Source organism: Moorena sp. SIOASIH (genome assembly GCF_010671925.1).
In the GTDB taxonomy this organism is placed as follows: domain Bacteria; phylum Cyanobacteriota; class Cyanobacteriia; order Cyanobacteriales; family Coleofasciculaceae; genus Moorena.
The window spans coordinates 830,030-853,348 of record NZ_JAAHIH010000003.1 but is presented as its reverse complement, the minus strand read 5'-3'; the positions used below and the strand labels follow the sequence as shown (position 1 = coordinate 853,348).

29 protein-coding genes are annotated in these 23,319 nt (G+C 43.7%); 16 read left to right on the top strand and 13 right to left on the bottom strand.

From position 1 onward, the window contains the following. Positions 1–278 precede the first annotated feature (278 nt). Positions 279–542, bottom strand: coding sequence for a hypothetical protein (locus tag F6J90_RS19075; protein ID WP_293096808.1), 264 nt, complete (start codon positions 540–542; stop codon positions 279–281). Positions 543–907: 365 nt separating this feature from the next. On the opposite strand from F6J90_RS19075, the gene F6J90_RS19070 reads away from it, so the two are divergent. Then, positions 908–1,960, top strand: a complete 1,053-nt coding sequence (locus F6J90_RS19070) for a DUF389 domain-containing protein (RefSeq protein WP_293096806.1) — start codon at positions 908–910, stop codon at positions 1,958–1,960. Positions 1,961–2,238: 278 nt separating this feature from the next. Here F6J90_RS19070 and F6J90_RS19065 read toward each other — a convergent pair whose 3' ends face one another. Next, on the bottom strand, positions 2,239–2,718 hold the full coding sequence (locus F6J90_RS19065; RefSeq protein ID WP_293096804.1) for a GNAT family N-acetyltransferase: 480 nt from the start codon (positions 2,716–2,718) through the stop codon (positions 2,239–2,241). A gap of 205 nt (positions 2,719–2,923) precedes the next feature. Here F6J90_RS19065 and F6J90_RS19060 point away from each other — a divergent pair, with 205 nt between their 5' ends. Further along, a complete protein-coding gene (locus tag F6J90_RS19060; RefSeq protein WP_293096802.1) occupies positions 2,924–3,610 on the top strand; it encodes a DUF488 domain-containing protein in 687 nt (228 codons plus the stop codon). Positions 3,611–3,730: 120 nt separating this feature from the next. Then, complete coding sequence (locus tag F6J90_RS19055) at positions 3,731–4,177, top strand: DUF488 domain-containing protein (protein WP_293096800.1); 447 nt, start codon at positions 3,731–3,733, stop codon at positions 4,175–4,177. 211 nt (positions 4,178–4,388) lie between these two features. Here the strand turns inward: F6J90_RS19055 and F6J90_RS19050 are convergent, their stop codons facing one another. After that, positions 4,389–4,526 carry a hypothetical protein gene (locus F6J90_RS19050; RefSeq protein WP_293096798.1) on the bottom strand — a complete coding sequence of 46 codons (138 nt, stop codon included), beginning with the start codon at positions 4,524–4,526 and terminating at the stop codon, positions 4,389–4,391. A gap of 53 nt (positions 4,527–4,579) precedes the next feature. Here F6J90_RS19050 and F6J90_RS19045 point away from each other — a divergent pair, with 53 nt between their 5' ends. The 6 genes from F6J90_RS19045 (at position 4,580) to F6J90_RS19020 (ending at position 8,853) form a co-directional block, all read left to right on the top strand. Continuing rightward, positions 4,580–5,290, top strand: a complete 711-nt coding sequence (locus tag F6J90_RS19045; RefSeq protein ID WP_293096795.1) for a hypothetical protein — start codon at positions 4,580–4,582, stop codon at positions 5,288–5,290. A 320-nt stretch (positions 5,291–5,610) separates the two neighbouring features. Continuing rightward, positions 5,611–6,966: an ATP-binding protein gene (locus F6J90_RS19040; RefSeq protein ID WP_293096793.1), complete on the top strand. Its 1,356-nt coding sequence runs from the start codon at positions 5,611–5,613 to the stop codon at positions 6,964–6,966. Positions 6,967–7,003: 37 nt separating this feature from the next. Beyond that, entirely contained in the window at positions 7,004–7,585 is a 582-nt protein-coding gene (locus F6J90_RS19035; RefSeq protein ID WP_293096791.1) for a DUF6174 domain-containing protein, read from the top strand. A 157-nt stretch (positions 7,586–7,742) separates the two neighbouring features. Further along, positions 7,743–7,901 carry a hypothetical protein gene (locus F6J90_RS19030; protein ID WP_293096788.1) on the top strand — a complete coding sequence of 53 codons (159 nt, stop codon included), beginning with the start codon at positions 7,743–7,745 and terminating at the stop codon, positions 7,899–7,901. 11 nt (positions 7,902–7,912) lie between these two features. Continuing rightward, positions 7,913–8,620, top strand: a complete 708-nt coding sequence (locus F6J90_RS19025; RefSeq protein ID WP_293096786.1) for a hypothetical protein — start codon at positions 7,913–7,915, stop codon at positions 8,618–8,620. A 71-nt stretch (positions 8,621–8,691) separates the two neighbouring features. After that, positions 8,692–8,853 (top strand): hypothetical protein, encoded by a 162-nt coding sequence (locus tag F6J90_RS19020; RefSeq protein ID WP_293096784.1) that lies wholly within the window; start codon positions 8,692–8,694, stop codon positions 8,851–8,853. Here F6J90_RS19020 and F6J90_RS19015 read toward each other — a convergent pair. Continuing rightward, positions 8,833–12,246, bottom strand: coding sequence for a HEAT repeat domain-containing protein (locus F6J90_RS19015; protein WP_293096781.1), 3,414 nt, complete (start codon positions 12,244–12,246; stop codon positions 8,833–8,835). The two genes, F6J90_RS19020 and F6J90_RS19015, sit on opposite strands and share 21 nt — an antisense overlap. 462 nt (positions 12,247–12,708) lie before the next feature. Between F6J90_RS19015 and F6J90_RS19010 the strand changes: the two genes are divergently transcribed. After that, complete coding sequence (locus F6J90_RS19010) at positions 12,709–12,966, top strand: hypothetical protein (RefSeq protein ID WP_293096779.1); 258 nt, start codon at positions 12,709–12,711, stop codon at positions 12,964–12,966. 220 nt (positions 12,967–13,186) lie between these two features. Here the strand turns inward: F6J90_RS19010 and F6J90_RS19005 are convergent, their stop codons facing one another. Beyond that, a complete protein-coding gene (locus F6J90_RS19005; RefSeq protein WP_293096777.1) occupies positions 13,187–13,450 on the bottom strand; it encodes a hypothetical protein in 264 nt (87 codons plus the stop codon). A gap of 432 nt (positions 13,451–13,882) precedes the next feature. Here F6J90_RS19005 and F6J90_RS19000 point away from each other — a divergent pair, with 432 nt between their 5' ends. After that, positions 13,883–14,299 carry a helix-turn-helix domain-containing protein gene (locus tag F6J90_RS19000; protein ID WP_070394850.1) on the top strand — a complete coding sequence of 139 codons (417 nt, stop codon included), beginning with the start codon at positions 13,883–13,885 and terminating at the stop codon, positions 14,297–14,299. A 155-nt stretch (positions 14,300–14,454) separates the two neighbouring features. Here the strand turns inward: F6J90_RS19000 and F6J90_RS18995 are convergent, their stop codons facing one another. Continuing rightward, entirely contained in the window at positions 14,455–14,808 is a 354-nt protein-coding gene (locus F6J90_RS18995; protein WP_293044806.1) for a phenylpyruvate tautomerase MIF-related protein, read from the bottom strand. A 273-nt stretch (positions 14,809–15,081) separates the two neighbouring features. Here F6J90_RS18995 and F6J90_RS18990 point away from each other — a divergent pair, with 273 nt between their 5' ends. Further along, complete coding sequence (locus F6J90_RS18990; protein WP_293096774.1) at positions 15,082–15,270, top strand: hypothetical protein; 189 nt, start codon at positions 15,082–15,084, stop codon at positions 15,268–15,270. Here F6J90_RS18990 and F6J90_RS18985 read toward each other — a convergent pair. The 5 genes from F6J90_RS18985 to ychF all read right to left on the bottom strand — a co-directional run bounded on the left by F6J90_RS18985 (position 15,267) and on the right by ychF (position 18,965). Continuing rightward, a complete protein-coding gene (locus F6J90_RS18985) occupies positions 15,267–15,752 on the bottom strand; it encodes a flavin reductase family protein (protein WP_293096772.1) in 486 nt (161 codons plus the stop codon). The two genes, F6J90_RS18990 and F6J90_RS18985, sit on opposite strands and share 4 nt — an antisense overlap. 103 nt (positions 15,753–15,855) lie before the next feature. Continuing rightward, complete coding sequence (locus F6J90_RS18980) at positions 15,856–16,272, bottom strand: zf-TFIIB domain-containing protein (protein ID WP_293096770.1); 417 nt, start codon at positions 16,270–16,272, stop codon at positions 15,856–15,858. A gap of 37 nt (positions 16,273–16,309) precedes the next feature. Continuing rightward, positions 16,310–17,152 (bottom strand): precorrin-4 C(11)-methyltransferase, encoded by an 843-nt coding sequence (gene cobM, locus F6J90_RS18975; RefSeq protein ID WP_366513779.1) that lies wholly within the window; start codon positions 17,150–17,152, stop codon positions 16,310–16,312. A 337-nt stretch (positions 17,153–17,489) separates the two neighbouring features. After that, complete coding sequence (locus F6J90_RS18970; protein WP_293096768.1) at positions 17,490–17,846, bottom strand: phage holin family protein; 357 nt, start codon at positions 17,844–17,846, stop codon at positions 17,490–17,492. A gap of 27 nt (positions 17,847–17,873) precedes the next feature. Further along, positions 17,874–18,965 carry a redox-regulated ATPase YchF gene (gene ychF, locus F6J90_RS18965; RefSeq protein ID WP_293096765.1) on the bottom strand — a complete coding sequence of 364 codons (1,092 nt, stop codon included), beginning with the start codon at positions 18,963–18,965 and terminating at the stop codon, positions 17,874–17,876. A gap of 703 nt (positions 18,966–19,668) precedes the next feature. On the opposite strand from ychF, the gene F6J90_RS18960 reads away from it, so the two are divergent. Continuing rightward, complete coding sequence (locus tag F6J90_RS18960; RefSeq protein WP_293096762.1) at positions 19,669–20,181, top strand: Ycf51 family protein; 513 nt, start codon at positions 19,669–19,671, stop codon at positions 20,179–20,181. A 294-nt stretch (positions 20,182–20,475) separates the two neighbouring features. Here F6J90_RS18960 and fetB read toward each other — a convergent pair whose 3' ends face one another. Beyond that, positions 20,476–21,255, bottom strand: a complete 780-nt coding sequence (gene fetB / locus F6J90_RS18955; protein WP_293097834.1) for an iron export ABC transporter permease subunit FetB — start codon at positions 21,253–21,255, stop codon at positions 20,476–20,478. Positions 21,256–21,421: 166 nt separating this feature from the next. On the opposite strand from fetB, the gene F6J90_RS18950 reads away from it, so the two are divergent. The 3 genes from F6J90_RS18950 to F6J90_RS18940 are packed head-to-tail and all read left to right on the top strand — an operon-like array spanning position 21,422 to position 22,844. After that, positions 21,422–21,559: a hypothetical protein gene (locus F6J90_RS18950; protein WP_293096760.1), complete on the top strand. Its 138-nt coding sequence runs from the start codon at positions 21,422–21,424 to the stop codon at positions 21,557–21,559. Next, positions 21,501–21,686, top strand: a complete 186-nt coding sequence (locus tag F6J90_RS18945; protein ID WP_293096758.1) for a hypothetical protein — start codon at positions 21,501–21,503, stop codon at positions 21,684–21,686. Before F6J90_RS18950 ends, F6J90_RS18945 begins: the two co-directional genes overlap by 59 nt. Before the next feature lie 30 nt (positions 21,687–21,716). Then, positions 21,717–22,844 carry a DegT/DnrJ/EryC1/StrS family aminotransferase gene (locus tag F6J90_RS18940; RefSeq protein WP_293096755.1) on the top strand — a complete coding sequence of 376 codons (1,128 nt, stop codon included), beginning with the start codon at positions 21,717–21,719 and terminating at the stop codon, positions 22,842–22,844. Here the strand turns inward: F6J90_RS18940 and F6J90_RS18935 are convergent. After that, positions 22,836–23,177: a pentapeptide repeat-containing protein gene (locus F6J90_RS18935; protein ID WP_293096752.1), complete on the bottom strand. Its 342-nt coding sequence runs from the start codon at positions 23,175–23,177 to the stop codon at positions 22,836–22,838. The two genes, F6J90_RS18940 and F6J90_RS18935, sit on opposite strands and share 9 nt — an antisense overlap. Positions 23,178–23,319: the final 142 nt, after the last annotated feature.

Genomic DNA, 23,319 nt, shown 5'->3' with positions numbered 1-23,319 from the left:
ACAATAAAAAAATACTATTAAGCTTTACCTATCAAATACAAACGCTATAGCTAATATCCCAGTACGTTTAATCACTTCCTATTAAGATTAATGCTTAACTATTCCCGATTCCCGATTCCCGATTCCCGATTCTAAATTCTAAATTCTAAATTCTAAATTCTAAATTCCAAATTCTAAATTCTAAATTCTAAATTCTAAATTCTAAATTCTAAATTCTAAATTCCCGATTCCCGATTCCCGATTCCCGATTCCCGATTCCCGATTTCCTCTATTAATGACTAGGTTTTTGATAAGGTTAGGGCAAGAATCACCACGATCAAGGCGGCTAGTAGATAAACCAGCACTGTTGCTAAGGTTCTGGGTAGGAATGGTCTGACTGCAGCTACGGCATAGTTGAGTACAAAGGCAATCAGAGCAGCAGTGAGCAAAATGCTGATTAACTCACCCACATAGCTTAAAGCACTGAGGGTTACCGATCCAGTGATTAAGATTAGTAGCCAAGTGATCAGTAACCGTTGAATTGGTGAAACAATAGAATTCATTGACAATCGGCTCACGCAATAGCAGTGTAAGTATTCAGGTATCAGCGGTCAGCGGTCAGCTATCAGCTATCAGCTATCAGCTATCAGGTTTTGAATAAAATAAGCTGAAAACTGTTCGCGTAGCGTGTGCGTAGCGCATAGACTGACGGCTGACCACTGACGGCTGACCACTGTTGGCGTAGCCTGCGCGTAGCGCATATGCTTACATAGCAGTGACTGGTAGGAGCAGTAAGGTTCCCTAATGATTATCCGATCTACCAGTCAGATTGTGAAGTCGGTGATTATATCTGACATTAGGGTCAATTGTCAATACTTGTTGGTAAAAGATAATTAAGCTCAATAGTCGGGAGCATCGTTTATTATCTATGGAAAAGGAAAACCAAAAGAATCAAAAGAATCAAAAGACTAAAACTAGAGTCTCCAAAACCTTGAATCTTTTCAGGAACTTTGGCTTAAAGGCAATTCCAATTATGATGGTAAGGAATTCTCTGGTTGAGGAATCAGAACTTACCCTCAATTTCTTAGTCTTAATCATTAGCTCTTGTTTAATTGCCACCTTTGGACTAGTGCTCAACAGTGCTGCGGTGATTATTGGAGCGATGATTATTGCTCCTCTGATGTTGCCCTTAAGAGGATTGTCCTTTGCTACCTTGGAAGGAGATTGGCAACTGTTACGGAGTAGTTTTGTTTCTATTGCTGTAGGCACCGTACTCGGTATAAGTTGTTCTTGGTTGGTTGGTACAGTTATCGGATTCCCTGAATTTGGATCCCAAGTTTTAGCAAGAACTCAACCCAATCTGATTGATTTACTGGTTGCGATCGTGGCCGGGGGAATTAGTGGTTTCTCTAAAATTCGTCCGTCTTTAGAAGATGCGGTACCAGGGACAGCGATTGCAGTAGCCCTCATGCCTCCCCTTTGTGTGGTTGGGTTAACCCTATCCCAGGGAGAATGGGCCTATAGTCAGGGAGCATTTCTCCTCTATATTACTAACCTGATTGGGATTAACCTAGCTTGCATGATCGTCTATTTCTTTAGCGGGTATGCTCAAAGTACTGAACTGAGCCGGTCTTTAAACTGGGGATTCTCGTTAGTGCTGATTGCTGTATTAGTGGTGCCCCTAGGACTTACCTTTTGGGACGTGCTTGAGCAAGGAAGAGTTGAGGAGCCAGTTCAGGAATTGATTAATAAGAGTCCATTGTTTAACAAACCAGGTATAGAAGTTTCTACTTGGACGATCAATCGGAAAGCTAATCCTCCTTCTATCGAAATGGATATCCGTTCAACAGAACTGATTACACCGGAACAGGTGAAGCGGTTTGAGGATTCGGTTAATATTAAGCTAGGTAAACCGTTTAAAGTGATAGTTGACGTTACTCCATTTATGCCAGTGGAATCGCCTAATCCTCAACCTAATTAACTTTAATTTGACCTAACCAACTATAGCAATTCGACCTTCGCTAGGGAGATGGGGAGATGGGGAGATGGGGAGATAGTGCCCACCCCACCTCCCTTTCACGCCTATTAACCTGACAATTTGTTCCGATTAATGAAACAGCTGCGTAGGGTGCGTTAGGGGGGCCTCATTTTCCGCCTCGTAGCCAGGGTTTGGAGGACCCGCCCCGTAACGCACCACTGTGTCAAACAGCAAAAATGAGATGCACCCGAGAAGTGGTAAAAAATCCTGTGTACCTAAGTTCAATGCTGTGCCAAAGGTTCCTCTTTCGTAAACTTCAAGCGAAGTACTTGTTTTCCCGTTGGCTCGTGATGCTTTTCGTCTAAATACTCAAAGCCATAACTTGAATAAAACTTACGACCAATCGGATTGTCCTTGAATACTTCGACTTCAAGATTGCCATGAAGTTCTTGGGCTTTATTCATGAGTGCCCAGCCTACTCCCGCGCCCTGAAAACATGGCTGTACAAATATTGCTCCAACTTCCGAACCAATTAGAGCTATAAAACCAATGACTTGTCCGTCCTTCTCAGCTACCCAGGTATCAGCATTGGGTAAATACACATTCGGAATGTTGTAACGTTCTAGTTCTAAAAATTCTTCTGTTAAAAATGGATGAGCTATCTTTGATGCATTTTCCCATGAAGACATGACATCATTTAAGTCACTATCTTTATATTGTCTAATGATCAACACAGTGGAGGATTCCTTTTCAAGTAACACTCGCTTTAATCCTACACAAAATACTACAAGCCGCCCAGGGTGTAATACAACTTTGTTATTCCCGGGACGACTTTAAAGGATAACCCTGCTGCTTCAGCTTTTTTCTTTAAAGCTTACTCCATTGCTTCTGCCTTCTGTCCTCTGCCTTCGATACACTTTTATTATGGGTATTCAACCGGACTTGATCTAAGGGAGGTTTTTGAAAATGATTAGTACAATTAGTAATACTGGTAGTAATACTGGGAAATTATTCACTATTGGTCATTCTAATCTCAGTATTGAGGATTTTATTGCTTTACTGGAGCAGCACGGAATTACGGCGGTGGCTGATGTGCGATCGCATCCTTACAGCCGTTACTTACCTCATTTTTGTCAAACCCCTCTCAAGGCTGAACTATTGTCGGCAGGAATTCGCTATGTGTTTCTGGGTAAGGAGTTGGGGGCAAGACCGGCTGATCTCAGTTGTTATGTTGGTGGTAAAGCCTTATATGAAAAAATTGCCGCCACTGACCTGTTTTCAGCGGGTCTTAAACGGGTAATTCAAGGGGCTGAAACGTACCAAATTGCCTTAATGTGTGCTGAAAAAGACCCGATCACTTGCCATCGGACAATTTTAGTCTGCCAACATTTAGTTAAATCGGGGTTAGAGATTAATCATATTCTCAATGATGGCAGCTTAGAGTCCCATCAGGATTTAGAAGAAAGGCTACTAAGCTCTCATGGGTTAAGTGATTCCCAAATCAAACAACCGAAGCAACTTTCCCTATTTGATGACCCGACATCTATGGATAACTGGGAGAATTGCTCTCGGGAGGATAGACTTAAGGAAGTTTATCATAGGCAGGGGGATACTATTGCTTATCTAGCAAAGGGAGTAGGGAGTAGGGAGTAGGGAGTAGGGAGTAGGGAGTAGGGAGTGGGGAGTAGGGAGTAGGGAGTAGGGAGTAGGGAGTAGGGAGTAGGGAACAAAAATTATCACAATTGATTTAGGATTGCTATCAATATCCTGACTATGAATAAAACTATTAATTTATTTACGATTGGGTTTACTAAAAAGAGTGCTCAACAGTTCTTTGAGCTTCTGATTAATGCTGGAGTAAGGCGAGTTATCGATACCAGACTCAATAATAAATCTCAATTAGCTGGTTTCACTAAAAACAAAGATTTTGAATACTTTTTGCAGCAAATTGGGAATATTGACTATATACATCATCTAGAATTGGCTCCGACCAAGGATATCCTAGATACCTATAAAAAAAATAATGGTGATTGGGAAACCTACGAAAAACAGTTCTTACAATTAATTACAGACCGTGAAATCGAAAAGACGGTATCACCAGATTTATTAGATGGTAGCTGTCTGCTGTGTAGTGAACCTACTCCCCATAACTGTCATCGCCGTTTAGTAGCAGAATATCTGAGTCAAAAATTGGGAACTATAAAAATAGTTCACCTATGATTTATCCCAAATCCGCTTTGCTAAGACCATAGAAAAGCATCAGTAAGCTATCAGCTATCAGCTCTCAGCTCTCAGCTCTCAGTTATCAGCTCTCAGTTATCAGCTCTCAGTTATCAGCTCTCAGCTCTCAGCTCTCAGCTCTCAGCTCTCAGCTTTCAGCTCTCAGCTCTCAGCTCTCAGCTCTCAGCCATCAGCTCTCAGCTCTCAGCTCTCAGCTCTCAGCTCTCAGCCATTCGCCTGTGGCGAAGCTACAGCGAACAGCTTTTGAATAAAATAAGCTGACCGCTGACCGCTGACCGCTGACCGCTGACCGCTGACCACTGACCACTGACCGCTGACCGCTGACCACTGACTGCTGAATGCTTACGTCTAAACTAACCTTACTTGGGATTAGATAGCACCATGACTCAGATTATTTGCTTAGCTAACTCCTGGAAGCGTGGCGAGAGATGTATCGCGGGAATTAATTCCCTTAAACGTCAATGGATTCGTCCTGTATCTGATTTACCGGATGGTCGCATTCCGAAACCAATGCGTCAGATTGCCGGAAGGGAACCAACTTTACTGGATATTTTAGATATTCCTTTGGCTAAAACTGGACCAGACTTTGGCTTTGAGTGTGAAAATCTTTTGGTATTACCAGGACAATGGCGACGAGTAGGACAAGTTCCTGCTGGATATCTTAATAAGTTTTGTAGCAGGGAAAAATACATTCTCCATAATAATCAGCGCTATGTAACGGTGAGTTTCTTGCAGTCATTACCAGTAGAGCAACGATGTACACTACAACTAGTGAAAGCTGTGGAGTTCTTGGTTCAACCTATTGGTATCAGACGTGAGGGTGTAGAAAAATGGGAAGGTTCACTGGTAACAGATTTTGGACAAGAATTGACTGCTACGATTACTGACCCCGTATTTGTGAGGCATTTAGAGTTAGGGTATCGACCGCAAAATCATTGTTTGGTTACGGTTAGTCTGAGTATGCCTTGGCGACCTGACGATTGGAACAAAGATGGTGACCCTTGTTGGAAGTTGATAGCGGGTGTTATTGAATTATCTAACAAATCAGGGAATAAACTGAGAATAGGAATGGATGATGATCTTCCTTTTTAGAGGTAATCAGGTAATCAGCTGCAATTCGTATTACGTAAGCATTCAGCAGTCAGCGGTCAGCCGTCAGCTTAAAATAAACCTGTTTTCCTTATGGCCACGCTACTCGAACGGGAGAATTTAATAGTTTGAGATTTTATCCAATTGAAAGTCTGGGTAAAAGCCCATATAAACATATGCTGATAGCTGATAGCTGATAGCTGATAGCTGATAGCTTACCTACTAACTAGCTTTTTATAATCAAATCAATCATACTTTTATAATTGTATACAATAATATAAGATTGATGGATAATCCCGAAGTAACCATGGGAGACCCTAGTGATGCTAGTTGAGTTTAGCGTAGAAAATTATCGCTCATTTAAGGAGCGCCAGACCTTGAGCATGGTGGCATCTAAGAAAAAAACTGGCCAGAATAGCAATAGTTTCCCCATGCCTAATGTCAAGTCTCTGCGCCTACTCACCAGCGCTGTGGTCTACGGTCCTAATGCTTCCGGGAAGAGCAATCTGGTGCGTGCAATCCAGACCATGCGTCAGATTGTGCTAGAGTCAGCCACTGGCATGCAGCTTGGCAGTAGATGGAATATCGAACCATTTCGGTTAAATGCTGACTGCCAGAACAAGCCGAGCTGTTTTGAAATTATTTTCATTGAGGATAATATTCGCTACCAATACGGATTTTCCTTAGACCAAGAGCGGGTGTACGAAGAGTGGCTAATCGCGTATCCCAAAGGACGTGCTCAAACTTGGTTTGAGCGTAACTATTGTTCAGAAGAACAGGATTATGATTGGTATTTTGGGCCAGGGCTGAAAGGCGAAAAGGAACGTATTAAGGGTTTTGTTCGCCCCAATTCTTTATTTCTATCTCATGCCGCACAAAATAACCATATTCAGTTAGGAAAAATATTTACATGGTTTAGATATAAGTTAAAATTAATCCCAGCAAGTTTAGACTATTTATATAAATTTACTGCTTTAAAGTGTGCAAAAGATAAAAATTTCTTGGAAAAAATTTTTAAGTTGATTAAAGGAGCTGATATAGGTATATCAACTCTTGATATTGAACAGCAAACTATTGATGGTTATGTCAAAAAAGTGCCTGATGAAATTCAAGAAGATTTAAAAAATAATATTAATAAAATAATTAAAACTATCGACAAAAATAGGATTAATGATAACTCATCAGAATTAGAATCAGTTATAACTTATCCTCAGGTGTTAGCGCTATATAAAATGAATGACTCTGACCAAACAATAGCCTTTGACTTAGAGGATGAGTCTGATGGTACCCAACGATTATTTGAAATGGGAGGGTATTGGATAGATGCTTTAGATAATGGAGAAATTTTAATTATTGATGAACTAGACCGCAGCTTAAATTCAGAATTGTCAACCTATTTAATCAAGGAATTTAATGACAAAGCAGCTAATCAAAATAATGCTCAATTGATTGTTACTACCCACGATACGACTTTCCTAGATCGAGAGATATTTAATCAAGACCAGGTATGGTTGATGCAGAAAGATAGTAACAATAGCACTAAGCTCTATTCCTTACTAGATTTTAAAATTCGTGAGGATGAATCCCTACAGAAAGGCTACCTCAAAGGTCGATATGGAGCGATGCCCTTTGTTAGTGGGCTGGATAGTTATGATAGCTACAAGACCAGAAAGCATTAATCTGACTATAGCATCAAGGGTCAGATAACGAGAGTCAATGAGTTTTTGCCTCCGCCCCCCTACCGAGAATGGCAACAAAATCACTAGCGGATTCGTCAAGCATCCCGAATTATCATTGGTCACTCGACTCGGTGACTCGAACACTATGACGCTACACTCCAGACTCTATCGCTATTGTTGGTTAGGATTACTGGTGATGATTGTGCCACTTTCCGCTTGTGCTAGTAATGCTTCCCCTGAGCAGCAATTGCAGGAAAACCAGAAACGTTGGGAAACTCAAAAGCTAGATAACTACCGGTATAGATTGCAGGTAAGTTGCTATTGTATTGGTGACGTCACTAAGCCAGTATTTGTAGAAATCCGTAATGGTGAAACGACTTCCATTGTTGCTACTGATAGCGGCAAACCAGTTAATCGGAAGTATTTTGACAACTATGATTCGGTCTCGAAGCTTTTCGATGTTGTCCAAAAGGCTATTGATCAGGATTATTATAACCTTGATGTTACCTACGACCCTACCTTAGGTTATCCAACTAAAATTGATATGGACTTCAGAGCACAGATAGCGGATGATGAAAGAACTTTGACTATTGATAATTTTGAAGTACCAATGGATTAGAAATATTATAGCAAAGGGAACAGGGAACAGGGAACAGGGAACAGGGAGCAGGGAGTAGGGAACAGGGAACAGGGAACAGGGAACAGGGAACAGGGAACATTAGTCAATTCAAGATATCATAATATTTTTTGGTGTTATGATAAATCGGAATTAAAGTATGGTAGACAAAGTAATATTATTTATAATAATCCCAATTAAACTGTTTTTGCCCACAATAAAAACTCAAAAAATCCTACTCCCTACTCCCTACTCCCTACTCCCTACTCCCTACTCCCTACTCCCTAAAACCCAAGACAAAATTACCTCATATACTTAAAAAGTGCTATAATGAAAATCACACCATTACTGACACCTATTGTGGTAGGTTGTATAGTTACAGCTGCTCCGGTAGCCTTGGCGGATAGTCCCTTAACTAGTACTCCTTTTGCTAAGGCATATAAAGATGTTGATATAATTACATATGCCTCGGTTTATGGACTTAATGATAAGGTTTTCCAAAACCTAAGCAATCCTAAGATTACCCATGATGTGCGAGCAGCGATTATCAACCAACTTGGGTTTTCTGTTGAGCCAAGCCAGAGGGCTAATCAGTATCTTGAGTATATTGCTCGCAGCCGTAGTCAGCAGCCATCAGCGATTACCCTTGAGATGTTAACGGCAGCCGAAGCACTAGCGCTAGGGTATTTACTAGCCATGGATGACCCTACTTTGGAGAGTGCTGTTGCAGTAGCCAATCGCTCTAGATCAAGCAGTAGTCTGGGGCAGGTTCAGCGAGCTAATGCTCTATTATTATTAGATGCAGCAGTTGTGAAGGATCCTGAGGATTTCTCTATTGCTTTCATCCGTAGCCTGGTTCGGGCACAACAGTCATTACGGGCAGGGATTGGGAATTGGTGTGCGGTTTACCAGAATGTTTTTTCGGTATTAAAGGACTTTCCCCGTCAACGAAACATGCGCCCTCAAGCAATTGATATGGTTAACGATTATATTAGAGGCTACCGGAACTATTGTAATACTCGCTCTATTTCTCGATGAGATGGGATTTGGAATGCGATCGCAAAAGCTTATCCTGTCTTGTCTAGAATCGAGAGCGATCGCAAAAGCCTATGGAGTTTCTAGTCACAATCGATGCGATCGCAAAACCCGATCCTGTGTCTAGTCTACAAGAGCGCGATCGCAAAAGCTTATCCTGTCTTGTTTACAATCGATGCGATCACAAAACCTTCTCTTTACCTGCTCCCTACTCCCTACTCCCTATCTACAACTAAATCCCACAGCACATCAATACCACTGCCCACATAGCCTGAATCCTGGTGTTGTTCAATCCATTCAATTACAGTAGGGAGAATATGATTGGATATTTTGCCCAATTTGCCCAGGGCTCTGGCTGCGTCGCTACGCACACCAAAATGCTCATCTTGAAGGCGTTCTAGTAGGGCGTTGACTACAGTTTCTGAGTTGTTGCCCAATTTGCCTAAGGCATCGGCTGCATCCTGACGCACATCAGAGTGATTATCCTGAAGCAGTGCAAGTAGAGCGTTGACTACAGTGTCTGAGCTGTGGCCCAATTTAACCAAGGCTTCAGCTGCCGTTCTACGCACATCAGAGTAATTATCCTCAAGCATTGCTAGTAGGCGCTTGACTACGGTGTCTGAGCTGTGGCCCAATTCACCCAAGGCATCGGCTGCCCTCATACGCACATCAGGGTCATTATCCTCAAGCCCTGCTAGTAGGGCATTGACTACGGTGTCTGAGCTGTGGCCCAATTCACCCAAGGCATCGGCTGCCCTCATACGCACAGTATCGTGATTATGCTCAAGCAGTGCTAGTAGGCTTTTGACTAGGGTTTCTGAGCTGTTGCCCAATTTAACCAAGGCATCGGCTGCCGTTCTACGCACATCAGAGTCATGATGCTCAAGCAGTGCTAGTAGGCCGTTGACTAGGGTTTTTGAGTTGTTGCCGAATTCACCCAAGACATCGCCTACCGTTATACATACATCTTTGTCATTATCCTCAAGCAGTGCTAGTAGGCGGTTGACTAGGATGTCTGAGTTGTCGCCCAATTTAAGCAAGGCTTCGGCTGCCGTTATACTGACAAAAGAGTGATTATCCTCAAGCAGTGCAAGTAGAGCCTTGACTACAGTTTCTAACCTGTTTCCCAATTCACCCAAGGCTCTAGCTGCGGTTATACGCATACCAGAGTCATTATCCTTTAGTAGTTCTAGTAGAGCCTTGACTACGGTGTCTGAGGTGTTGCCCAATTTACCCAAGGCATCGGCTGCCCTTCTACGCACACCAGAGTCATTATCCTCAAGCAGTGCTAGTAGGGGGTTGACTACGGTTTCTGAGCTGTTGCCCAATTCACCCAAGGCATTGGCTACCATATAACCCACAAAAGAGTCATTATCCTTTAGTCGTTCTAGATATATTTCAATTACCTGATCTTTTTCCCCTAACTCAGCTCGATACTCCAGCAATCGTTCATCATCAATTAAATCAGATTGCTCTTTCAACAATTCCAATACCTGTGCTTGAAAATCCGTTTCATTGAAACTAAAAATTATCTGATCAACCTGATTCCTAATATTATCACCAAGCCGAGTCTCACCACTCACCTCTAACTTAACCAACCGCTCTAAAATATCTTGCACCAACCCGCGATCAGCACCACGCAAATTCTTTTGATTTTCCGCCAAACAATTACCAGCAAACAACAAATCCCGATGCAACCACTGCTCATAGTCACTCTTATTAGTCAAAACTGCCTTAATTGCCCTCGCCGCCTTCTTCGGTTGTTGTTGTGCTATCAGCAATAGTAACACCTCGCGCCAGTGGGAGTCATGCAAATGCTCCCGAATCTGATTCAAAACAATCTCAAAATCCCCGTCATTATCGGCTTGATAGTCAATCTCTTCAGCACACAAATATTCCTGAAAGGTCTTATGGACAAACCCATAACAATCTTGCCCCTGCTCATTCAACAAACCGGTGCGATCGCGAATCAATTCTACAAATCGTTTCGCCTCTTTCTCGGCTTCATGAAGCTTCACCTCCTTCATGGCTTTAATCTGCTGCTTCAACTGATCAATCAACTCATCCCGGTCAATCAGCGTGCCACTGTCGTTATTTTCAACATTTTCCTGGCTATGAATCCAATAAGCCAGGGATTCCATCAACCGGCGTAAATCATCCAAACCCAAATGGGTTAACCGCTTATCACTACTTAACTCTTTATTAGCATCCCAAGAGGTTAACAAAGTCTCCACCGCCTTGTCATAAAGCTTATGGCGCTCCTTGGGCAATACTGCTTGATACCGATGAATCAAGGCAATAATTGTCAACAATAACGGATTTCGTGCCAACAACTTAATCCGGTCATTATCATCCAGAGCCTTTCGTAACGTCTGCTTGCGCCTTTCCGCTTCTGCTTGGTCTTGAAACCGACTGTTATACCAGTTATCAATAAAGGTCGAAATTTTCTGGTCATCAAAGGGTTCAATTTGATAGTGGGGAAAGTCCTCAGTGCGGAAAAAGTCGCGCCGATAACCAGCCGGTCTAGATGTAATAATAGCGCGATTTCTGTCAAACTGTCCTAAAAAACTATTGATGCGCCTAACCACATCATACCGTTTAGCGTCTTCTGCTACTTCATCCAAACCATCCAGCAATATTAAGGCTCTACCATCAGACAACCAATGGTCAAAAAATCCTTCTGGTAAGGGTTTGACGGCCATGGTTTTTTCAGCAAACATCCGGGCATAGTCGATTAGGCTTTTATCTGGATGTCTGGCCAAGTCTCGTATCCTAATTAAAATCGGTAGCCAGTCAGTATCATCATCTAATCGCACCTTAGGCTTGCCCTGAGCTAACATTACCGCAAAATAACTCATTAAGGTGGTTTTACCGGAGCCTGGCGCACCTAATATCACTACTCGTCTTGACTGATTTTGACTTAATAACTGATTAGCCAAAAATTTCCGGCCAGTCCTCTTTTCCAACAGCGCCCTTTCTGATTTTTCACCACTTTCCTCTGTTAACCGTTCCAATTCCAAATCCCTAGCAGTTGATACCTCTTCCACCACATCTGGCATTACAAAAATCTGGGCTAACTTCTCCGATTTTTCTACTTCTTGCCCAGCCACAGCCATGCCAGCAAATTTAACATCATTAAACCAGTTTGCTAACTGGTTACAATAATCCTGTTTAGCTACCTGAAACTTTAGATAAGTAGCAGTTTGCTGAAAATAAGCATTAACAAAGGTCTTTATCCAATCCTGTAGACTTGCTTTTTGATTTAGTTTAATGTTGTTGGTTTCAGCTTGCTGTTGAAATAGCCTGACTAAAAAATCACAGTCTGGCTTTCCTTGATTAAGTAAGGGTTTGGTTAATTCCTTCAAAACCTCTGGATGAGTAAAATAGTTGCCCAAAAAATTCTTAGATCCCTTGAATCCATCCGGGCCGATCTTATAAAATAAGTGCTCTTTAATATAGAATTGTTTTTCCCATTGATCAACTGCTTCTGCTCCAGCTTTGATCGCTTTTTCGAGATCGCTTTTATTCAGAAATTGCGCTATACCCTTTCCTACTTTGACTGCAGCTAACAAAGATGACGCTATTTTCGGTATTTCCAAAATAGCTGAAAGTGATAATACTTCAAACATCGATATTTAATTATTTTATTGAATTAATTTAATTATAGCCCTGGCTCCAGGGAATCGGTAATTGACCAAAAGCTGTAATAGTTTGTTACATGATTTTAATAAATGCTAGAGAAAGCAATAGTAGCTAGGAGCTACTGGGGTAAAGCACTTCGTTTAATTCTTAATCCTGATTAAAATGCGAGGCTCTGAGCTGCTATGGGATTGACCTTCATGTCACGCTACGCGATGCTCTGAAATAGCCGCTATGCGATCGCTCTGAAATATACCATAAAAAAACGCTCTCATAAAAAACGCGATCGCTACTCCTAAATTAAGCTAAAAAAACAAAAAAAATAATCTAAAATATTTCACTAATACCCCCCCAATAAAAAAATATTACAAAAAAAATCTGAAAAATACTTGACAAATTAAATAATGATTTATTAACATAAAAATGTCCCAAAAATCAACAAACAAAACATTATGGACATCGAAAACTTTCTCCCAAACTTTGAGTATAATCCCAACAATCCTCATTTCCCTGAATTATCTGGCCAAGCGCAGCCAGGACGGGAGCAAATCAAACATATATTGATCGGTTCTCCCAAAACCGTGCGGGTCACAATCTATAATCTTTATAGCCGTGGCTACGCACAAGTTCATGAGTGGAGCACTCCTCAACCTACCGGAAATTCTGGTGAGGTGATCAGTATATTGAGTCGATATCTGTTGATAGATTAAGATAGGAACTTGCCAGGGATTCCAATCCCTGGCCACAGGTCAAAACTCAGGAGAAAGTACGAAGTCTAAACTATCAAACCTAAGTTGGTATGTTGTTGATTTGGTGAACACATAGTCAAAAACCCTAGGGCTATTGACTATTACAAAAAATCATTCGGTCAAGCATTGGAATTAACCAGAACTTGACCGAATTTTTTTGTCAGCTATCAGCTGTCAGCCGTCAGCTATCAGCTAGCAGGGAATCGGGAATCGGGAATCGGGAATCGGGAATCGGGAATCGGGAATCGGGAATCGGGAATCGGGAATCGGGAATCGGGAATCGGGAATCGGGAATCGGGAATCGGGAATCGGGAATCGGGAATCGGGAATCGGGAATCGGGAATCGGGAATCGGGAATCGGGAATCGGGAATCGGGAATCGGGAATCGGGAATCGGGAATCGGGAATCGGGGAGATGTTGCGTAGGGTGTGTTAGGGGCGGGCATGCTTTCATATTCGTTCTACTCTTCGCGCCTGGAACAGCCCACCCCGTAACGCACCACCTAAGGACTTGTGAGAGTGCAATAGTTTTTTAAAACACCCAAATAACCCACATCACCCCTATCCTTCATGCAATAGTTTTTTAAACACCCAGATAACCCACATCACCCCTATCGTTCATGCAATAGTTTTTCTAACCCCACTCCCCACACTCCCCACACCTCCCACACTTCCCCCCCTGGCGTTCATGCAATAGTTTTTCTAACCCCACTCCCCACACTTCCCACACCTCCCACCCTCCCCACACTTCCCCCCCTGGCGTTCATGCAATAGTTTTTCTAACCCCACTTCCCACCCTCCCCACCCTCTCAACCCCTTGCATCTTTTAAAAAATTATGTTATGTTAATTAGTATCGTAAACACAACGGTTTTTCGCCATGATGATTTCTACCGCACAAGCCGCTGAATTACTAGGTATCTCTGCCACTCGCGTCCGTTTCCTGTTGAGCAAGGGCAGAGTTAAAGGAGCTTATAAGGTCGGTAGAACTTGGGTGATTCCCTTATTTGATGGCATGCCCGTGGTTACCCCTGGCACTCGTGGACCAAAGCGGAATTGGTCAAAGCGTACAAATTACACTAAAGCTGTGATCCACGTGAACCAGAAAGTGATTCGCCAAAATCACAACACCGGCGAACGGAATCCGGTGATTACCGTAAAACGAGGCTCTAAAAACACTTACGGTCATACCGTAGAAGTCAATGGCCCTTGTCGGGTCATGTATCGCCCGGATAATCCCCTACACTGTGGAGCACGGGTATGGATTGAGACGATTTCTGACTTTAAGGTGAGCTGAGCGGCCAACAGTGTGCTTGAAATCTCCCGTACTTGAAAGATAGGAGATTCTAAAAGGTTGCGAAGTGGATGCAATCGCTCATGGTGGAAACCACACCACTTGCTCCCTGTTCCCTACTCCCTACTCCCTACTCCCTACTCCCTACTCCCTAACCTCTAACCAAAAGTTGACCCATTCCAACCCCACATATGTCTCTGGGCATCAGCAAACTCAATATAAATTCGGTTAAGTGCTACACCCAAGGTCTCATTAATCGTCTTGCAAAAATCCTGACTCATGGCCTTAGTTTGAGTGGGCTTCATGGTGCCAATATTTTTAATTTCCACATAGCAAACTGGGTCAAAGCTACCAGCAAACGTCATAGCAACACCAGGCTCAAACGCTGTCATCACATAAGCTTCTGGTTTCCCCACATGCTCGGCTAGTTTTCCGGAAAGGTTTTTCAGCAACCCTTCAACCGCTGCTGATTCTGGAGCATCAATAGAAGTTTGAACTTTAATTAGCGGCATAGTTTTGATATAGCGGTTTGCGACTTTCTTGAGTACATATTTCTGGATTTTTAGGGAACAGGGAACAGGGAACAGGGAACAGTGAATAGGGAATAGAGCAGTTGGCATTCAAGCTAAGTTATTGGCGTTGCTGAATTAAGGAATGAATGCGCAATCATCTGGTTTTGTTAAAGCCCCCTAAATCCCCCAACTTTGATGCTGCTGGCGAATTCGTGAAACCCTTATTCTTCCGTAATCTGCTCCCCTCTCCCAACCTTGGGAGAGGGGCTGGGGGTGAGGGCTGATGCGGCTTCTTGGTTTATTAAGAAATATTTCGCCAACAGCATCCCCCATGACCGCACCGGTAGTCGCTCATGGGGGAAACCCCCAAGACCGCGCTGCATCGCTTTAGGTCAATTCTTGCCCACTGTTCCCTGTTCCCTGTTCCCTGTTCCCGACTTCTGTAAGAAGTCTAATCTCTAACCGCCATACTGCCAACCAGTGCTTTCCAGTAACAACTGATCTCCTTCCCGATGAATGCCAGCACCAACGACTTCAGCAACAAAGACTGTGTGATCGCCTTCTTCCACAGTTCCTCTGACCTGGCATTCTACATAACCGAGGGAGTCAGAAATGATCGGACAACCAGTTACTTCTCCTAGGTAAAATTCTACATCAGCAAACTTATTACCAACGCGACTTTGGGGTTTGAAAAATTTTGCTGCCATATCTTTTTGCCCACTATCTAGGAAGCTGAGGGCAAATACCTGTGTTTTGGTAATGATGCCGTGGGAGCCAGTATCTTGTTTAACACAGTTAACTATTAGTGGCGGTTTGAAGGAAGACTGCATCACCCAGCTGACCGTGAAGCCATTGATTGTTTCTTCACCATCCCTGACCCCACAGATATATAGACCATGGGGAATTTTGCGCAGCATGGTCTTTTTTGCTTGTTCGTCTAGCACGAGTCTTTCTCCCTATTTTCTGAGCGTTCGCGTAGCGTGAGCTGCGGTCAATCGCGTAGCGTGACCTACAGCCAATCGCAATTAGTTTACAAAATTTTGGTTTTCAAAAGACAGGATTGGGGATGTCCTTTTGCTGTCTAAACATGCGCTTAACTCGATGTAGAACACCTCTGGGCTGAAAATTATGCTTATACTGCCTGAATTCCCCAGCATCTAGCCAAACCCCGTGGCATTGGAAACATTTTTCGTACCAGATGCTGTACTCATCAATATCAAGCATGCGGATCATTTTGGCTCCACAGCGGGGACAGCAAATATCATGTTTGATCTTATTCAGCTCAGAGCCGATTTCCGGGTCTCCAATATCTAGACTCTCAGAACCTTTAATCTTTTTGAGTATTTCGGCCTCCAGGGAATCAAACCAAATGCCTTTGCAGTTGACACAGCGGTCTACTTCAATGTCATGGCAGGTAACTGGCTCTAATCTTCCTGTACACTTTGGGCAATTAAGTTGCTTCACACTTCCACACAAAAATTAACCTAACCTTATTTATAGTTTACACAATCGAGGGGTAAGGACGAAAGAGGTGGGAGTGTTCAGGATGATAGAGACGGGAACGGGTTTTAAGGCCATCACGGTTTAAAGCGGTCTTTAGTGCTGGACTGATTAGGTAAAGGGTTGTCCGAATTAGGTTGTGCTCATGAGTAGTTGCTGCCATTTTGTCAAGGTCAACTAGCCAGATTTTTTCATCTGGCCAGCCAATGCGGAAGCAAACAGCTACCGGTGTATCGGCAGAATAGTGTTTTAGGAGTTTGGCTTGAGCGGCTTCTACATGACGAGCACTCAGATAGAGACACAGACTAGCTTGATGGGCAGCTAGGGATGCTAATTCCTCTGAGTCGGGCACTGCAGAAGCACGACCACTAATCCGGGTAAGGATAATTGTTTGTACTAATCCCGGTATAGTTAGCTCAACACCAAGTTGTGCTGCTGCTGCTTGAAAGGCGCTGATGCCTGGGATAAGTTCAAAGGGAATAGAGGCTTCTGAGAGAGCTTGCATTTGCTCGTGGATAGCACTATATAGAGTCAAATCTCCTGAGTGTAGCCTGACCACAGATTTATGCGATCGCACCCGTTCAATCATCAGTGGCACAATCTGTTCTAGGGTTTTGTTGCCAGAGCGAATAATTTCGGCATCAGCACGAACACTCTCTAACATCTGTTTGGGCACTAGAGAATCTGCGACGATAATAACATCTGCCTTTTGGAGGATTTTTAAGGCTTTGACAGTTAATAAGTCTGGAGCGCCTGGTCCAGCACCGATGATGTAGACTGCTGGTGCTATTGAATTCATATAGTTTCGGAAGTATTGTTTAGGAGATAGTATTTTGGTAAGCATTCAGCCGTCAGCCGTCAGCCGTCAGCCGTCAGCCGTCAGCCGTCAGCCGTCAGCTTTTTTATTCAAAAGCTGTTAGGTGTAGCCTGCGCATAGGGCATAAGCACCTCAAGTAGCGTGGCCACAGGCTGATAGCTGATAGCTGATAGCTGATAGCAGGCGCGATCGCTGCACGGGGTCGGATGAGTAAAACGAGCAAGGATTTTCAAGCAGTCCTACCAGCACCCCCGATGCTTGTTTGCTATCTCCCGTTGATTAGCTGACGGCTAACGGCTGACGGCTGATAGCTGTCTGTCTACCTGTCTGTCTACCTGTCTGTTTAACTGTGAGTGACCAACAATCAAGCCAAGGTTCCGAGCACCTTATAGATCAAAGAATTAACGAAACCAAGGGCAATTGCGCCAATCAAAGCGCTCCAAAATCCCCAGCGCAGTCGGAATCCCGTTACCAAAGCTGCGGCTAAGCCAAAAATAATCGCGTTGACCACAACAGCAAAAACCCCAAGAGTCAAGATAGTCAGAGGAAGAGATAAAACAGACAGGATTGGTTTCAATAGGGCATTGAGAATGCCGAACACCACTGCTGAAACCAATGCTTTCTCAAAACTATCAATCTCGACACCAGTTGGTAGTTTGGAAATGATCAACAAACTGACGGCAGTAACCAAACATGCAATTAAAAGACTAATAATATCCATGGGTATAACCCCCTAGAGCACCACTACTTAAACATTAAAGCGGAAAAGCATCACATCTCCCTCTTGCACAACATAATCTTTACCTTCTGAGCGAACTAACCCTTTTTCTTTAGCAGCGGTCATCGCCCCAGCGGCTACCAAATCCCCATAAGCAATGGTTTCTGCCCGAATAAAGCCTCGCTCAAAATCCGTGTGAATTACCCCAGCCGCTTGGGGAGCTTTCATACCAGCAGTAATAGTCCACGCCCGAGTTTCCTGGGGACCAGTGGTGAGAAAGGTACGTAAGCCCAACAATTCGTAGGTAGCGCCAATCAAGGATTTTAATCCCCCTTCTTCCACACCAAGGGACTGAAGAAAATCGTCTCGCTCTTCTTCAGGTAACTCAATTAGTTCTGACTCTACTTGAGCAGAAACCACTACCACTTGAGCATCTTCCGTAGCAGCAATTTGCCGCACTTGCTCAACCCAGTCATTACCAGTGGCTAAGTCATCTTCAGACACATTAGCGGCATAGATAACTGGCTTACTAGTCAGTAACCCCAATTGCTTGACTGACTCAGCTTCTTCTTCTGTTAAACTAATCTGGCGCACTAATTTGCCTTCATTCAACCCAGCGCTCAAGGTTTCCAAGGCATCAAGTTCCATCTTGGCATCTTTGTTACTACGAGCTTGCTTCCGGGTACGCTCAATCCGGCGTTCGACTTGCCCTAAATCCGCTAAGGCTAATTCTAGATTAATTACTTCAATATCCCGTGCTGGGTCAACGGAGCCGGAAACATGGATGATGTCATCATCATCAAAGCAGCGCACCACATGGACAATAGCATCGACTTCTCGGATATTGGCTAGAAACTGGTTACCCAAGCCTTCCCCTTTACTGGCTCCCTTGACCAAACCAGCAATATCCACAAACTCAATCCGAGTTGGCACGATTTTCTCAGATTCAGAAATCTTTGCCAAAACCTGCAACCGCTGATCTGGCACAGCAACTACACCCACATTCGGCTCAATGGTACAAAAGGGGAAATTCGCAGCATCTGCCTTGGCATTGGCAACTAGGGCGTTAAATAAGGTTGATTTGCCTACATTGGGCAGTCCAACAATTCCGGCTCTTAGCATAGTAGTCTAATATAGTGCTTTAAAATGGACAATGGAAAAAGGAGAATTAAACCTATCGGTCAGTTGTTCTACTGTTGTACCAATTGTTGTATCAATTGTTGTATCAATTTTCCCATTGGGATTAACCATTCTCAGGCACAGCCTCTTGGAAAGGTATTGCTCAACCTCCTAATGTACTCAAGTCTACTTGGGTCAGCGGTCAGTTACCAATTACTCATTACCTATTACGAGTGCGATGGGTAAAGCCCCCGCGATTCATCCGGGGGATATAAGCGAGGTTGACGGATTTATTCGTCCGAAAACCCACTTCTGTAGTACCATAATGATGGTTGGAATCGAGAGCGTGGAGGCTTTTTCGGATCCTAGCAAACGCGAAAGTCTGCATTAAAGACACTTTTGAGGCGCGAAAAACCTCTTTAAAAACGTATGGACTCGACGGAGTACCGAAACACAAGCAAACTTTCAATAATCAACATAAAAAAGTACGGCGGGGCACGCCGGAACTGAGATACAAAGTATCTCAACGCTTGCGGAGACGAGACCGCTTGGGTTTCGATGCTAGAGCTGGCTAATTGCATCGTTTGATGGGTTAATCGGTAATAGGTTCGGAACAGTGAAAGTTCCCTTTGAAACTTGAAGTCACGTCGCTGAACCAAGAATCCCCCGCGTTTTAACCGGAGGAGTGTCAACAAATCTCTAAACTATGCCAACAACAGCTGATTTTCTGATCTACACTCAATGGGCAGGTATTCTGACTTTAGCCTGTGGCTTGATTGCTATACTCGGTTTTATCTTCAAATGGGGTCTCCGGTTTCGCCTGGTGGGAGTCACTGGGTTTATGCTAGTGCTAACCGCTAGCTTGTTCTCGTTATCGTTAGTACCCTTTACCCGTACTACCATTCCAGGGGCAATCCGATATACTGTAGTCTATGATAATGGTGGCAACCAAACAGTGATTGCTTTGTCCCCTACTGCGACAGAGTCGGAAGTAGAAGCAACACTGCGCCAAGCTGCTAGTAATTTTTATTCCTATGGACGCCTCGGTGGCGCAAATAACCAGTTAACGATTCGAGCCCGGACGATTATCCATCCCGAAGCTGGTGTATCCAAGCCGGTATTGTTGGGTAAGGTTATGCGATCGCTTTCCGAGCGTGATGATCCAGATATGGTGATTGAAGTCTATTCGGAAGAATTTGCTCAATTGCCTCAAGAGTGATCTAATAATAGGTTTAAACTGACACAAGGCGCGAAAGCAAGGCAGAGGGAATCCCCCCTAACCCCCCGCCCGGAAGGGGGGCAGGCAGAAGGCAGAAGTAAAGGAGTAAGGTTTCAAGACAGAATGTTTTTTATCACTAATTATCCGGACATGATGTGAGAACTAATGGTCTTTCGCCGACTCCCGACTCCCGACTCCCGACTCCCGACTCCCTACTCCCTACTCCCTACTCCCTACTCCCTACTCCCTACTCCCTAAAACATGGGACTGTGTACCTCACCCAATTGATAACTGCTAGATCGTTAACTGCTCAGACTGATTAAAAAATTGCCGTGTCAAGCCATAAGTTATCAATAAGGTTGCAATTAAATTGGTAAATGCGAGCATAAACATAATTAATATCTGATAGGAAGCAGCATTCAAGGGATCAATACCACTTAACAATTGACCTGTGATGATTCCCGGTAAAGTCACCAGTCCCACTACCATCATGGAGTTAAGAGTAGGAATCAACCCAGCCCGAATCGCATCCTTACGGTAACCGGCTACTGCTTGTTGTCCCGTTGCCCCTAAGCTTAAATGGGTTTCGATTTCCAGAGTGCTGTTGCTAATGGTGCTAACTAGGCGTTCCCCTGCGATCGCAGCCCCATTCATGGCATTGCCCAGCACAATACCTCCTAAGGGAATCAGGTACTGGGGTGCATACCAAGGTTCTGGTTGAATCATCAATAGATTTGTATAGACTAAGGTCAATGCTGTACTGAAGAACAGGGAACTGAATACTATTGGTAACAGTCTCGGTATCTTGTGGTTACTAATCCGATTGCGGGCAGTAATGGTACCAATAGTCAGCATTACCATTAAGATACCTAAAACAGGGATCGGGTGATCTAGGGCAAAAATTAAAGCCAGCACATATCCCACAACAATGAGTTGTACGATAGTTCGGCCAGTTGCGATCGCTAGTTGAACTTCCAAACCCAGCCTTTGCCAGCTGGATAAACCAATTGCGATCGCCATCATGCCCAATCCCCACACTAAATCGCTAAGATCGAGTTCAATTAAAGAATCCACCAACCACCACAGCTAATTTGTTTTAATCCATTGTCTCAGATCGTCTGTTAATTGTGATGGCAGTTAAAAGTTAACCGGTTGAAGGTTAATAGGTTGAAGGTTAATAGGTTGAAGGTTAACCGGTTGAAGGTTAGAAGACTAGTTTTCAAGCATCCACCATCCCAGCTTGGCCAATAGGCCACGCGATCGCGTTCAACCTTGGCCAATAGGCCACGCGATCGCGTTCAACCATTCAACCTTGGCCTTTGGCCACGCGATCGCGTTCAACCTTAAACCTTCAACCATTCAACCTTCAACCAGATAACCTTCAAACCTTCAAACCTTCAAACCTTCAACCAGATAACCTTCAAACCTTCAAACCTTCAAGGCCAGGAATCAAAAGTAAGCTACAGGTAAAATTTGAACCCTTTTTGCGAAAAATTCTGTTTTAATTTAAACACAATTGAAGGTGTGAGGAACAAGTGAATAGTATACCCCCTCTTGACTTAACACGGCAGTACCAAGTTATTGGAGAACAAGTCAGTGCTGCTGTCCAGGACGTTCTTTCATCTGGACGTTATATTGGTGGTCCAGTGGTAGAGCACTTTGAGCAACAGTTTGCTGCTTACATCGGTACCCTGGAATGCATTGCATGTAACTCTGGTACAGACGCTCTCTATCTCGCCTTGCGAGCTTTAGATATCGGACCCGGTGATGAAGTAATTACTACACCCTTCACCTTTATCGCTACTGCTGAGGTAATTGCTGAAGTTGGTGCTACCCCAGTCTTTGTCGATATCAATGCCGAAACCTTTAATATCGATCTCAATCAGATTGAGAAAGCGATTACCCACAATACTAGAGCAATTATACCAGTTCACCTGTTCGGACAGCCAGTGGATATGACTGCTGTAATGGATATCGCCAAGACTCATTGTCTTGCAGTCATTGAAGACTGCGCCCAAGGGACTGGTGCTGAATGGGTGGGAAAAAAGGTTGGCAGTATTGGACATATTGGTTGCTTTAGCTTCTATCCCACCAAGAATCTGGGAACCTGTGGCGATGGTGGTGCCGTAACTACCAATGACAAAACTATTGCGGCATCAATACGGATGCTGCGAGACCACGGCAGATGCTATGGCTATTACCATCAAGTCAATGGTATCAACAGCCGTTTAGATGCCCTACAAGCGGCTATTCTTAACGTAAAGCTACCCTATCTCGATGGCTGGAACAATGCCCGTCGTCAGGTAGCAACCCGGTATCACCAGTTATTGCAACCATTACCTGAGATAATCCGGCCTCGGGAAACCCCTGGGGGACACTGTGTCTGGAACCAGTACACCGTTCGCCTAACTCAAGATAGCAGCAATAGTAACTATCGGGACGAGGTACGCCAAAAATTAAAGCAGGCAGGTATTAGTTCTATGGTCTATTACCCCCTGCCGTTACACTTGCAGCCAGTCTACAAAGACTTAGGCTATCAAATCGGTCAGTTTCCAGTTGCTGAGCAAGTCTGCCATCAAGTATTGTCCCTGCCAATGTTCCCAGAACTTACCGTTGAGGAACAGCAACAGGTAGTTTATGGATTGAAGGACTATTTAGTTTAAAGGTTGAAGGTTAACAGGTTGAAGGTTAACCGGTTGAAGGTTAACAGGTTGAAGGTCAACAGGTTGAAGGTTAACAGGTTGAAGGTTAACAGGTTGGAGGTTAACAGGTTGAAGGTTAACAGGTTGAAGGTCAACAGGTTGAAGGTTGACAGGTTGAAGGTTAACAGGTTGAAGGTCAACAGGTTGAAGGTTAACAGGTTGGAGGTTAACAGGTTGGAGGTTAACAGGTTGAAGGTTAACAGGTTGAAGGTTAACAGGTTGAAGGTTAACAGGTTGAAGGTTAACAGGTTGAAGGTTAACAGGTTGAAGGTTAAAGGAGTAGTTTTCAAGCATCCAACCTTCAACCATCTAACATTCAACCTTCAACCATCTAGCATTCAACCTTCAACCTTGAAACCTTCAACCTTCAACCTTGAAACCTTCAACCTTCAACCTTGAAACCTTCAACCTTCAACCCTTGAAACCTTCAACCTTG